Origin of the sequence: Flavobacterium sp. HJSW_4 (assembly GCF_042436695.1) — a bacterium.
Classification (GTDB): Bacteria; Bacteroidota; Bacteroidia; order Flavobacteriales; family Flavobacteriaceae; genus Flavobacterium.
Window position 1 is genome coordinate 1 of record NZ_JBHNPP010000058.1, and the last position, 12818, is coordinate 12818.

Here is a 12818-nt window from a genome sequence, read left to right on the forward strand (position 1 = left end):
TTAATAGTGATAGTTTTTCTGCAAAACTTTCAGGATCAGGTAATTTTGATTTAGATGTTGATTCTAGAAGTTTTGATTTGGCTTTAAGCGGTTCTGGTGATATTGTTTTAAAAGGAAAAGCAGATTCTTTTACGAGTAAAATATCAGGATCAGGAAATGTGAATGCTTCTAATTTAAAATCGCAAGCTGTAGACGTAACCGTTTCTGGTTCTGGAAATAGTGTAGTAACCTGCGAAACAAGTATAACGGGAAGAGTTTCTGGTTCTGGAAATATTAAATATCTAGGAAATCCAGAGAAAAGAGATGTAAAAGTTTCTGGTTCTGGAAAAATTTACAAAGGTTAATTATTTTAAATAGAATATCGCAAATTACAAAACTATCATCAATCAATAATCAATTGCAATTTGCGATATGTCATCAAAGACGTTTCAATTAATTTGAAACGTCTTTTTTATGTACTCTTCTTAAAAGAAATATTGCTGTAATGAAGAAGATTCCTAAAATTACAATTGCCGAACGCGGGCTTCCCGTAATTTGATCGATAATTCCGTAAACACACATTCCGATTACGATTCCGATTTTTTCAGCAACATCATAAAAACTAAAAAATGATGCTGTATCTTCTGTTTCAGGCAATAATTTTGAATAAGTTGAACGAGATAATGCTTGAATTCCTCCCATTACAAATCCGGCAATTGTAGCCATTACATAAAAATGTATCGGTAAAGAAATAAAATAAACAATTGCACAAAAAACAACCCAAATAGCATTAATCCCAATAAGAGTTGGGACATTGCCCCATTTAGCTGAAGCTCTAGAAGTCAATACAGCTCCTACAACAGCAACTAATTGAATAATTAAAATACAAATTATTAATCCAATTGTACTTTGTTCTTTACTTTCCCACTGAATTTCTTGCGCACCGAAGTAAGTCGCCACAAGCATTACAGTTTGCACTGCCATACTTGAAACAAAGAAACCTCCTAAATAACGTTTTAAAGGAATGTTTTCTTTTAATAATGCCCAAACCTTTTTTAATTCTTTAAAGCCATTAAACACAACAGATTTCGTTAATTTTTGGCCTGTTTCTTTACTTCCTTTAGGTAAATAATAATAAGTGTATTGGCTAAATAAAATCCACCATACTCCTACCATTATAAAAGAATAACGCATCGCTTTCATTGCTGCTTCGCCATCAGTTCCTGAAATTCCAAAAAGTTTTGGCTTCATGATCATGGCCAAATTGATAATCAGCAAAATCACACTTCCAATATATCCTAATGAATATCCTTTTGCGCTAATTCTATCTTGCTGTTCTTCAAATGCAATATCTGGAAGGTACGAGTTATAAAAAACCAAACTTCCCCAATACCCCAATAATCCAAGGAAATAAAACAATAATCCGACATAAATATTATCTAAGTCAAACCAATATAATCCCATACAAGATAAAGCCCCTACATAACAGAAAAACTTCATGAATGATTTCTTGTTTCCAACATAATCGGCAATTCCAGATAATAATGGAGAAATAAACGAAACCACCATAAAGGCAAAAGCGGTAATAAAGCTAATTAATGCTGAATTTTTAAGATGCATTCCGAAAACATCAATATAATGGTCACGGTCGCTAAATAAAGCTTCATAAAAAATTGGAAAAACTGCAGAAGCAATTGTCAAGGTATAAACCGAATTTGCCCAATCATAAAACGCCCAGGCATTTAAAAGCTTCTTATCTCCTTTTTGTAGGTTTTTCATAGAAAAGATTTTGTTAAATAGGCTACGAATTTATCTATTTTTTATGATAAACAAATAGAAATTATTCAAATCGTACATTAATAAATTATCAACTTCATCAAAACAAAAAAGCCATTCAAAAATGAATAGCTTTTAAGTATATTTTTTATTGCATTATCTGCATTATTTTATAGTTCCCACTTTAAGCGCGATTGCTCTTGCTTCTGGAATTAAAGCTTTAATATTTGCAATTCTAGATGCATCTGAAGGGTGTGTACTCATAAATTCTGGAGTACTTGCTCCACCAGATTTTGCAGACATTCTTGTCCAAAATGCCACAGCATCATCTGGATTGTAACCTGCAATTGCCATTAGCGTTAAACCAATTTTATCAGCTTCAGTTTCATTTCCTCTACTAAAAGGAAGCATTACTCCTACCTCTGAACCAATTCCGTAAGCCTGAGCAAAGATTTGTTGAGTAGCTTCAGATTTTCCGCTTGTTGCTGCTCCTAAAGCTGCTCCTCCAATTTGCTGTAATTGTGCTGCAGACATTCTTTGCGCTCCGTGATTTGCAAGAGCGTGAGAAACCTCGTGTCCCATTACAGTTGCTAAACCAGATTCGTTTTGTGTAATTGGCAAAATTCCAGAATAAACCACAATTTTACCACCAGGTAAACACCAAGCATTAACTTCCTTGTTATCAACCAGTTTATACTCCCAACGATAATCTTTTAAGTACTGCGTCTGACCTAAGTAGGTCAAATATTTTTCGGCCGCAGCCTTAATTTTAAATCCAACATTCTCTACAAGTTTTGCATCTGCCGTTCCTGTAATAACTTTGTTTTCAGACAAAAAAGTACTGTATTGCTGAAAAGAAGTTGGAAACAATTCGCTATTTGAAACAAAATTCAAGTTTTGTTTTCCAGTAATTGGATTTGTTGCACAAGCCATAACAAGCGCTGCAAAAATTCCTAAAAACATATATTTTTTCATAATTCGAGCTATTTTCTAACAAAAATACAATTAAAAAAAATAAAATATTTTACACATTACATCAAAAAAATATCAAAATTTAACTATTCTCCCACGATATGAAGTTCATTAAACTCTTTATCAACTATTAAGAATTTATTCTGCTCAAAGCTAATTTTATCAAATTCGATTTTTTCATTGTCAATTTCTATTTCGACAACTTTAAAAGGCAATCCAATTAAATTGATTTTGTATTTAGTATATGGAGTACTATATTTTCCTTCTTTATGAAGCTGAATAATTAGTTCCTTTTCTTTTCCGATATTTCGCAACGATAAATAGCTGTAACGCCCTTTTTTATAATCGTAACCGTCTTGAGCATCTTCATAAACAGCCGACTGTTCTTTCCCGTTATAATAATAAACATCAAGCGTTAATTCATCAAATTCTAATTCGCCTACGTATTGCTGAACAGGATATTTCGGAATAATAGCTCCAGCTTTTACGAAGACCGGAATCTCATCAAATTTAGTATCAATCCAGATTTCTCTTCCTCCTATAAACAACTCATTGGTCCAATAGTTATACCATTCTCCTCTAGGAATATACATACGTCTACCTACAGCATTAGGTTCAAGTATCGGACACACTAAAATTTGATTTCCAAAGATAAATTCGTCATTGCGATAATGTGTTTGCGTATCATCCTGATCGTAGTAAACCAAAGGTTTTAACATCGGAATTCCTTCTTCGATATACTGCCAAAACATCGTATACAAATAAGGCAATAATTGATAACGAAGACTCACAAATTTTCTCGTAATATTGATTACTTCTTCATCAAAAGCCCAAGGTTCTTGATTTCCGTGGTCTCCAGAAGAATGCGTTCTACAGAAAGGATGAAAAACCCCCAATTGAATCCAACGAGCATATAATTCTCCTGTTGGCTGTTCTGCAAAACCTCCAATATCAGAGCCTGTAAATCCCATTCCTGAAATAGAAAGCCTCTGAACCTGAATATTTGCAATCCATAAATGTTCCCAAGTTGCCACGTTATCTCCTGTCCAAGATGATGTGTAACGCTGAGCGCCAGCATAAGCAGATCTTGTAATCACAAATGGGCGTTTTGGATAAGCAAATCGTTTTACACCATGATAAGTTGCTCTTGCCATTTGAGTTCCGTAGATATTATGAGCTTTTCTATGACTACATGGATTTCCATCATAAATATGGCGAACATCCATCGGAAACGTTTTATTTGGAACCTCCATTACAGCAGGTTCGTTCATATCATTCCAAACTCCTTTTACTCCAATGTCTGCAATTAATTCTTTAAATAATCCAGCCCACCATTCTCTAACTACGGGATTTGTATAATCTGGAAAATTACATTCACCAGGCCAAACTTTTCCTTTCATATAAGGTCCGTCAGCTCTTTTACAGAAATAATCTTTTTCTAGACCTTCTTTATAAACCCAATAATCTTTGTCAATTTTAATTCCTGGATCGATGATTACGATAGTTTTAAAACCATCTTCAGCCAATTCAGAAACCATTCTTTTTGGATCTGGAAAATAGTTTTTATTCCATGTAAAACATCTAAAACCATCCATATAATCAATGTCCAAATAAATGGCATCGCATGGAATTTGAAGCTCTCTAAATTTTGATGTGATTTCTTTAACTTTACTTTCAGGATAGTAGCTCCATTTACATTGATGATATCCTAAAACCCAAAGCGGCGGTAATTCTGGCTTGCCCGTTAAATCGGTATAAGTGGTAACAACATCTTGCATTTGAGGGCCGTAAACAAAATAGTAATTCATTTCACCACCTTCAGCCCAGAAACTTGTTACATTTCTTCTTTCCTGACAAAAATCAAAAAATGTTCTAAAAGTATTATCGAAAAATATACCGTAAGATTGTTTGTTGTGAAGACCAATATAAAAAGGAACCACTTTATACAAGGGTTCCTGATCTTTTTGGTAAGCGTATTGATCTGTGGCAAAATTTTCTACTCTTTTGCCTTTAAGATTCATTTGAGTGGCTTTATCGCCTAAACCGTAATAACATTCGCCATCTTTAGAATACTTGCTCATTTTTACGATATTTCCACCGTATTCATAGCTTTCTTCCCAATGAAAACCAAGTTCGTCTTCGAGAATTAAGAAATCGTTTAAATCGTAAATAGAAAGTCTAAGATCTGCTTTCTGGATTTTACATTTTACTTTACTTGTTCTGATTTGAAAAAAAGTTTCCTCTTCGGTTACCTCTAAAAAATTATAACCATGAAGCTGTGTTTTATCAATCGCATAAGAAAAATCATTGCTGAAATAGCCTTTTGTAGTAAAACGAAATCGGATTAAGCTATCACGAAGAATAGTAACTTTTAAGATTACTTTGTTATCCGTATTAAAGAAAACAGAATCTCCTTCATGTTCATAAGAGACAATTTTTGATGGATATAAATCGCCTTTGTATTCTAATGATGTGTTTGTAATCATATCTCCAATGAATTAATTTATAACATTTTCCTTCTACTCAAACATACAAAAAATGTTCATAACAGTCTATGAATAAAAGGTTTATTCACGAAAACGTTTTTTCTGAATGAGTTTCAAATTAGCAAACAAAAAATCAACAATTTGATAATTTTGAAACGATATAATGACAAAATCTTACTTATAGATTTTTACTTAATTTAAAACATAAACAGTAACACTCAAAGGAGGCAAAATCAATTCGGCAGAAAAATCTCTTCCATCATAAGATATAGCTTCAATTTTTACTGTTTTAGAATTTTCTATCCCACTTCCGCCATAAATTTTGGCATCACTATTAAAAATTTCTTGCAGTTTTCCTTTTTTAGGAATACCAATTCTATAATTTTCGCGAACGACTTGAGTAAAATTGCAAACGACAATGATATTCTCATCTGGATTATTTCCTTTTCTGATGTAAGATAAGATAGCATTTTGATGGTCAGAATAATTAATCCATTCAAAACCATCTCCTCTAAATTGTTTTTCATACAAAGCCGGCTGTGATTTGTACAACTGATTTAAATCTGTAATCAATCTCTTTATTCCAGAATGAAAATCATACTGCAGTAAATGCCAATCTAAACTTTGTTCGAAATTCCATTCATTCGTTTGTCCGAACTCAGCTCCCATAAACAAAAGTTTTGTTCCTGGATGCGTAAACATATATCCGTACAATAATCTCAAATTGGCAAAACGTTGCCATTCGTCGCCAGGCATTTTATAAATAAGAGATTTTTTACCATAAACCACTTCGTCATGAGAAAACGGAAGCATGAAATTTTCAGTAAAGGCATACGTCATCGAAAAAGTTAATTCGTTCTGATGGTATTTTCTATAAACAGTTTCCTTTTGAAAATATTTTAAAGTATCGTGCATCCAGCCCATCATCCATTTCATTCCAAAGCCTAAACCTCCAATAGAAGTTGGTCTTGAAACCATAGGAAACGAAGTGCTTTCTTCCGCAATAGTCTGAATTCCATTAAAATTAGAATAGGTTACTTCATTAAATTCTTTAAGAAAGCTAATCGAATCAAGATTTTCTCTTCCACCAAAAATGTTAGCCTCCCACTCGCCATCTTTTCGAGAATAATCCAAATAAAGCATTGAAGCAACAGCATCAACACGAAGTCCGTCTATATGATAATTTTGAAGCCAAAAAACCGCGTTACTTATTAAAAAGGCACGAACTTCATTTCTTCCATAATTAAAAACTAAACTTTTCCAATCCGGATGATAACCTTTTCTACGATCTGGATGTTCGTACAAATGCGATCCATCAAAGAAACCTAAACCATGTGCATCATCTGGAAAATGCGACGGAACCCAATCGAAAATCACTCCAATTCCTTCCTGATGCAATTTATCCACCAAAACCATAAAATCCTGTGGTTTCCCAAAACGCGAAGTTGGCGCAAAATATCCAGTTAATTGATATCCCCATGAAGGATCGTAAGGATATTCCATAATTGGCATAAATTCGACATGCGTAAAACCTGTTTCTTTTACATATCTTACCAAATCATCTGCTAGTTCCAGATAAGTCAAAAATCGATTATGATCTGCTCTTTTCCAAGAACCCAAATGCACTTCGTAAACCGAATAAGGTTTATCTAAAGCATTAAAATCTTGGCGATTTTGCATCCAATTGTCATCTTTCCAATTATAATCCAAATCCCAAACTACTGAGGCAGTATGAGGTGGTTTTTCGCAATAACGCGCAAAGGGATCGGCTTTTTCGGTAATTACGCCATTTATATTAGATTGGATTTTATATTTATAAAGCGCCCCTTTTGAAATATCAGGAATAAATCCTTCCCAAATTCCAGAAGAATCCCAACGAACATTTAAGAGATGTTCGCCTTGAGTCCAATAATTAAAATCTCCAACAACAGAAACCGAATGAGCAGTTGGGGCCCAAACAGCAAAATAAACACCTTTTACTCCATCGACTTCAACTAAATGAGCTCCAAGTTTTTCATATAATCTGAAGTGTTTTCCAGCTTTGAATAAATCTATATCAAAGTCAGTAAAAAGAGAATGTGGGATTACTTTACTCATATTATTTTAGAGGATAATTGGATTTAGATTTTTGGAATTTTATATTGATTTTTTAAGCGTTTATTCAATTCTAAAATTGTCTGCAAGCGTAACTCCTTTTTTGACAACAACAATTCCGTCTTTAATACTGTACAATTCATTCGTAAAATTGTCTAAATGCTTTCCTCCGCTAATGTGAACATTGTTTCCAATGCGTACATTTTTATCAACTAAAGCATTTTTGATAAAACAGTTCTCGCCTATACCTACGTGTATTTTATTGATATTGCTTTCATGATTCAATTCTTCCAAATCTTGATAGAAATCATTCCCCATGACGTAACAATTCTCTAAAATAGTTCCTTCACCAATTCTAGAACGAATACCAATTACAGAACTTTTGATCTCTTTGGCATTAATAATACAACCCTCAGAAATTAAAGATTGATTGATTATTGAATTTCTAAATTTAGATGGAGGCAATAATCTTGGTCTTGTAAAAATTTTATTTTCGTTATCGAATAAATTAAACTCTGGAATATCAGCTGTCAAACCGATATTTGCCTCGAAAAATGATTCAATATTTCCAATATCTGTCCAATATCCTTCATATTGATAACTAAGTATTTTATGTTTTCCAACCGACTGCGGAATAATTTCTTTACCAAAATCCTTAGTTTCTGGATCAGCCATTAATTCTTGCAACAAGGATTTATTAAAAATATAAATCCCCATTGAAGCAAGGTATTTTTTACCTTTTTCCTGCATTTGTTCGCTTACCTCCGATTCCCATTCAGGCAATAAAGACGCATGCGGTTTTTCAATAAAAGCTTCGATAACACTTTCGTGATTCGTTTTTAAAATTCCAAATTCTGGAGCGTCTTTAGCATTTACTGGCAAAGTTGCAATAGAAATTTCTGCGTCTGCAGCAATATGCGCTTCAAGCATTTCATTAAAATCCATCTGATACAACTGATCTCCAGATAGAATTAAAGCGTGGTCAAAGTCATGTTTCAAAAAATGCGACATACATTGTCTTACAGCATCTGCCGTTCCTTGAAACCAAGTAGGGTTGTCTGGAGTTTGTTCTGCCGCCAAAATATCTACAAATGATTGACTTAAAATACTGAAATTGAAAGTATTTTTAATGTGAGCATTTAGAGATGCAGAATTAAATTGCGTCAAAACGAATATTTTAAAAATATCAGAATTAATACAATTTGAAATTGGAATATCGACCAAACGGTACTTTCCTCCAATCGGAACAGCTGGTTTTGATCTTGTTTCTGTCAATGGAAATAAACGTGAACCTTGTCCACCTCCTAAAATAATGGCAACTACATTTTTCTTTTTAAATTTCATTTTGCTGAATTATTAAGTTGTATATTTCGATATATTCTTGGCAAACTCTTTCCCAGGAATGATCTGCTGACATTCCTCTTTTTAAAACCTTATTGAAATTTATTTTATCCTCATACAACTTAACAGCACGATTTATAGAATAGCATATGTCGGCTACAGAAGCCTGATCATGACAAACGCCATTCCCTTCATCTCCAAAATCAACAACCGTGTCTCTTAACCCTCCAGTTCTCCTAACAATCGGAATTGTTCCGTAACGCATCGCATACATCTGATTTAATCCGCATGGTTCTACCCTAGAAGGCATTAAAATATAATCTGAACCTGCATAAATCAAATGCGCTAAATCTTCATTATAACCTATAAAAACATTGTAATTTCCTTTATAATCATTTCGCAGTTGAGTTAACTGCAATTCTATTTCTGCATTTCCTGAACCTAAAATCAGAATATTAATTTCTTCAAAATTTTCAGATAAAGCCAAGGCAGAAGCATGCGGAAGCAAGTCCCCTCCTTTTTCTTCAAACAATCGACCAATAAAACTAAATAAAGGTTTTGATGGATCTAATTCAAATTGTTCGCAGAGCTTTTCTTTATTCTTTCTTTTTCCAATTTCAAAATCTTCAATCGAATAATTTTCTGCAATCATCTGATCTTTCATCGGATTCCAGACTTCAATATCAATTCCGTTTAAAATCCCTTTAGATTTATTTCTGACAGAATTAAATAAGGATTCTAAACCATTTGCTGAAATATTAATTTCATTCAAATAGCTAGGAGAAACTGTAGTTACTGCATTGGCACATTTAACACCAACAGCCAAAGAGTTTATAGAATTGTTCCATTCCAAAAATCCAACATGCCTTAAATCAAATTCAGGTAAATAATACAATTTATCAAAACCAAACCAGCCTTGGTACAATCCGTTATGAATTGTTATAGCCGTTTTAACATACTGCAAATTTTCATATTTATAAGCAAATTGAAGTAAAAATGGAATAACTCCTGTGTGATGATCATGGCAATTAATAATATCTGGAGCATTATTTCTTGCTAAAATCCAATCAAGGGCAGCAATTTGAAAAGACAAAAATCTCTCGATATCATCTTCATAACCGTAAACATTTGGTCGATTAAATAATTCATTAATTTCTATTAGGTATAATTCAAAACCTAACTTATTAGTTGTTTCTTTTAGAACGCTAAACGGAAAATTAAAATCTCCTAACTTAACCGTTCCCCAATGCACACATTCAAAATCATTTTCTTTTCTAAACTTAGTGTCATAGCAAGGAATTACAACTCTAACATCATAACCTGCAGATTTTTGATATTTAGGTAATGCACCAACTACATCGCCTAAACCTCCGACCTTTGCCACAGGATAACATTCTGCACTAATATGAAATATTTCCATTTCAGAAATTAATTTATGATTATCATAAAGAAGCTATAATTTATATGCTACTTTTATGCTTTTTAAATTTAGCAAAAAAACAAGCAAAATCCTTCCTATAAATAAGTTTTATTGAAATGGCAAAAAAGGCAATTAATCCTACTAAATCATTAAAAATTCCCAAGATTATTATATTATCTGCGAAAATTTGTGCTTTTATCTCCACAAAATTAGTTACAAAATTTGCTGCAAAGATTTTTACAACACCTATAAAGCATAAAGTTCCTAAACGAGAGTTAGAAATGGATACTAAAAGTATTCAAAAACTAATTCATGTTCCTGCGATTGACAAAAGTATAGTTACCTATACTTATGGACAAAGCCAACGCAAAGTTTTATTGGTACATGGTTGGTCTGGAAGAGGAACCCAACTATTTAAAATAGCCGATGAACTTTTAGCAAAAGGCTATTCGACTGTGAGTTTTGATGCGCCTGCACACGGAAAGTCAAAAGGTAAAACAACAATAATGTCTGAATTTATTGCTTCTATTTTAGAAATAGAAAAACAATTTGGGCCTTTTGAAATTGCAATCGGGCATTCTTTAGGCGGAATGTCAGTTTTGAATGCAATTAAAGACGGACTTAAAGTAGAAAAAGCTATAATTATAGGAAGTGGCGATATTGTTCAGGATATCTTAGATGAATTTACGTTTAAGTTAGGTTTAAAAAAAGAAATTAGTGACCATTTGAGAGAAGGCTTTGAAAAAAAATACAAAGTAAAAATGGATGATTTCTCTGCTTATAAAGCGGCACAAAAAATAAAAATCCCAGTTTTAGTTATGCATGACAAAGATGATCCTGAAGTTCCTGTTAAAGCAGGAATACATATTCATGAAAATCTTGAAAATGGGACTTTATTTTTAACTGAAGGATTAGGGCATCGAAAAATACTTGGAAATCAAAATGTTATAAAAAAAATTCTAGAATTCATCAAAATCGATTAACTTTATAGATAACTATCTCAATATCATAATTAAAGAAGATAAAAATGGATCTATTTGGAGAAACATCGGATTGGGAAACTAAATTAGAACCCATTTTAAAAGAATATAAAGGACGAAAACATCCATTGGAATATCAAAATCCATATCAACTATTGGTAATGGTTGTTTTATCTGCTCAAGATTCTGATGCTAATATTAATTCGATTGCACCAACTTTATTTGAAAAGTTTCCCACACTAAAAAGTTTATCAAAAACCGATTTAGAAACTTTTTTACCATATGTAGCTAAAGTTAGAAATCATGGAACTAAAGCGCAATGGCTTTTAGATATTGCAAAAACTATAAAAGATGATAAGGATATTCCTTTAACAATGTCAGGATTAACAGCTCTAAAAGGAATTGGAAGAAAATCTGCAAACGTAATTTTAAGAGAAACCGGTAAACCCGCCGAAGGAATTATAGCTGATTTACATGTAATAAGAGTTGCGCCCAGAATTGGAATAATTAAAGAATCTAAGGACGGAAATAAAATAGAGAAAGATTTAATGCAAGTTCTTCCTAAAAATATTTGGTCAGAAATAGGAATGGCAATTTCATTTCTAGGACGTGAAATTTGTAGACCAAAACCAAAATGCCCTGAGTGTCTTTTAAATAATATTTGTTTGTACTATAATACCGAAATTCTGAAGAATTGATTATTTTCTTCTTGTATCAATCAGATAAATAATTTTCCACGAATCTTTTTCTTTAAACAAAGTAAAAGTATTTACACCAGAATGACTGAATTTATCATTTAAATAAAATTCATAAGGTGCCCAAACATGTGCCATTGTACCATCAATTTGAATATTATAACTCAATATTTTTTCTTGAAATTTTACCGTTGAAGGAATCGATGCTATTGATTTGTAAAATTCTTTTGCACTTTCATCCGATAATTTATTTCCTTTGATAGTACTTTCGCTAATAGATTGCAGTATCATTTTATCAGAGCAAACTAATTTGATCTTTGCAGAATCTCGTTGATGAAATCCTTCAAAAAACAATTCAATAGATTTTTGCACTTCTTGTTTTTGAGCATTAGAAGATAGTCCTAAAAGAAGAAAAAATATAATAGTATAAATTCTCATAGTTATATTTTTTTAAACACCAAATTGAGAAAAGTGGTGATCTAAATGTTTGGCAAACATATTATTCCATTCTTTAGAAGACAATTTTCCAAAAGAAAGCGATTCTTTACCTTCAAAATTATTCTCTCCTAATTTTAAAGTTTTATTGATATACGATATAAGTCTTTCTTTTTCAAGTTCAAAATTACGTCCTCCATTGATAATAAATTGTGGAGCCGTTCTTATATTTTTAGGATAAGGAGATTCGTCTACAACTTTATTCTTTACAAACGATTTCAAAAGGAATCTCATAAAAGCATTTGGCTTTTTATGGATATCATCATATACCATTTCATATGTCACATTACAGTGAGCCAACATCTGATCAACAGACATTTTACCCCAAAGTGGCTGCGAGTCAGACTTTAGCTGATTAATTCTATCTATAAGTTGATCACAATCTTTTTTAATAAAAACATTTTGCATAACTCTGAATATTATTAAAGTAAAAATATAAAATTTAACAGAATCACTCAATTTTATGCAAAAAAAAACTTCAATTAGCAAAAGCCAATTGAAGTTTTAGTACTCAGAGCGGGACTTGAACCCGCACGAACATTGCTGTTCACTGGATTTTAAGTCCAGCGTGTCTACCAAT

11 protein-coding genes are annotated in these 12818 nt (G+C 32.3%); 3 read left to right on the top strand and 8 right to left on the bottom strand.

All coding sequences use genetic code 11. From position 1 onward, the window contains the following. A partial coding sequence (locus ACE01P_RS23850; protein ID WP_379701559.1) for a GIN domain-containing protein occupies nt 1-344 on the top strand: 344 nt, incomplete at its 5' end. An 88-nt stretch (nt 345-432) separates the two neighbouring features. Here ACE01P_RS23850 and ACE01P_RS23855 read toward each other — a convergent pair. The 6 genes from ACE01P_RS23855 to ACE01P_RS23880 all read right to left on the bottom strand — a co-directional run bounded on the left by ACE01P_RS23855 (nt 433) and on the right by ACE01P_RS23880 (nt 10068). Then, nucleotides 433-1758 carry an MFS transporter gene (locus ACE01P_RS23855; RefSeq protein ID WP_379701560.1) on the bottom strand — a complete coding sequence of 442 codons (1326 nt, stop codon included), beginning with the start codon at nt 1756-1758 and terminating at the stop codon, nt 433-435. A gap of 162 nt (nt 1759-1920) precedes the next feature. Then, nucleotides 1921-2730, bottom strand: coding sequence for a M48 family metallopeptidase (locus ACE01P_RS23860; RefSeq protein ID WP_379701561.1), 810 nt, complete (start codon nt 2728-2730; stop codon nt 1921-1923). Nucleotides 2731-2813: 83 nt separating this feature from the next. Continuing rightward, nucleotides 2814-5213: a glycoside hydrolase family 31 protein gene (locus tag ACE01P_RS23865; RefSeq protein ID WP_379701562.1), complete on the bottom strand. Its 2400-nt coding sequence runs from the start codon at nt 5211-5213 to the stop codon at nt 2814-2816. Between the two features lie 192 nt (nt 5214-5405). After that, on the bottom strand, nt 5406-7310 hold the full coding sequence (glgB, locus tag ACE01P_RS23870) for a 1,4-alpha-glucan branching protein GlgB (protein WP_379701563.1): 1905 nt from the start codon (nt 7308-7310) through the stop codon (nt 5406-5408). A gap of 60 nt (nt 7311-7370) precedes the next feature. Continuing rightward, nucleotides 7371-8651 carry a glucose-1-phosphate adenylyltransferase gene (locus ACE01P_RS23875; RefSeq protein ID WP_379701564.1) on the bottom strand — a complete coding sequence of 427 codons (1281 nt, stop codon included), beginning with the start codon at nt 8649-8651 and terminating at the stop codon, nt 7371-7373. Then, entirely contained in the window at nt 8641-10068 is a 1428-nt protein-coding gene (locus ACE01P_RS23880) for a glycogen synthase (RefSeq protein ID WP_379701565.1), read from the bottom strand. The genes ACE01P_RS23875 and ACE01P_RS23880 overlap by 11 nt, the downstream gene beginning before the upstream one ends. 116 nt (nt 10069-10184) lie before the next feature. Between ACE01P_RS23880 and ACE01P_RS23885 the strand changes: the two genes are divergently transcribed. Together ACE01P_RS23885 and nth are read left to right on the top strand one after the other, a co-directional pair. Beyond that, complete coding sequence (locus tag ACE01P_RS23885; RefSeq protein ID WP_379701566.1) at nt 10185-11051, top strand: alpha/beta hydrolase; 867 nt, start codon at nt 10185-10187, stop codon at nt 11049-11051. Between the two features lie 44 nt (nt 11052-11095). Next, complete coding sequence (gene nth, locus ACE01P_RS23890) at nt 11096-11746, top strand: endonuclease III domain-containing protein (RefSeq protein WP_379701567.1); 651 nt, start codon at nt 11096-11098, stop codon at nt 11744-11746. On the opposite strand, the gene ACE01P_RS23895 is transcribed toward nth, so the two are convergent. Both ACE01P_RS23895 and ACE01P_RS23900 read right to left on the bottom strand, forming a co-directional pair. Beyond that, nucleotides 11747-12181, bottom strand: coding sequence for a nuclear transport factor 2 family protein (locus tag ACE01P_RS23895; protein WP_379701568.1), 435 nt, complete (start codon nt 12179-12181; stop codon nt 11747-11749). A 12-nt stretch (nt 12182-12193) separates the two neighbouring features. Beyond that, complete coding sequence (locus ACE01P_RS23900; RefSeq protein ID WP_379701569.1) at nt 12194-12646, bottom strand: DUF1569 domain-containing protein; 453 nt, start codon at nt 12644-12646, stop codon at nt 12194-12196. Between the last annotated feature and the right edge of the window lie 172 nt (nt 12647-12818).

Coding starts and splice junctions, on each gene's coding strand:
- glgB (WP_379701563.1), bottom strand. CDS start 7,310: ATGAGTAAAGTAATCCCACATTCTCTTTTTACTGACTTTGATATAGAT.
- ACE01P_RS23855 (WP_379701560.1), bottom strand. CDS start 1,758: ATGAAAAACCTACAAAAAGGAGATAAGAAGCTTTTAAATGCCTGGGCG.
- ACE01P_RS23865 (WP_379701562.1), bottom strand. CDS start 5,213: ATGATTACAAACACATCATTAGAATACAAAGGCGATTTATATCCATCA.
- ACE01P_RS23885 (WP_379701566.1), top strand. CDS start 10,185: ATGGCAAAAAAGGCAATTAATCCTACTAAATCATTAAAAATTCCCAAG.
- ACE01P_RS23875 (WP_379701564.1), bottom strand. CDS start 8,651: ATGAAATTTAAAAAGAAAAATGTAGTTGCCATTATTTTAGGAGGTGGA.
- nth (WP_379701567.1), top strand. CDS start 11,096: ATGGATCTATTTGGAGAAACATCGGATTGGGAAACTAAATTAGAACCC.
- ACE01P_RS23860 (WP_379701561.1), bottom strand. CDS start 2,730: ATGAAAAAATATATGTTTTTAGGAATTTTTGCAGCGCTTGTTATGGCT.
- ACE01P_RS23895 (WP_379701568.1), bottom strand. CDS start 12,181: ATGAGAATTTATACTATTATATTTTTTCTTCTTTTAGGACTATCTTCT.
- ACE01P_RS23880 (WP_379701565.1), bottom strand. CDS start 10,068: ATGGAAATATTTCATATTAGTGCAGAATGTTATCCTGTGGCAAAGGTC.
- ACE01P_RS23900 (WP_379701569.1), bottom strand. CDS start 12,646: ATGCAAAATGTTTTTATTAAAAAAGATTGTGATCAACTTATAGATAGA.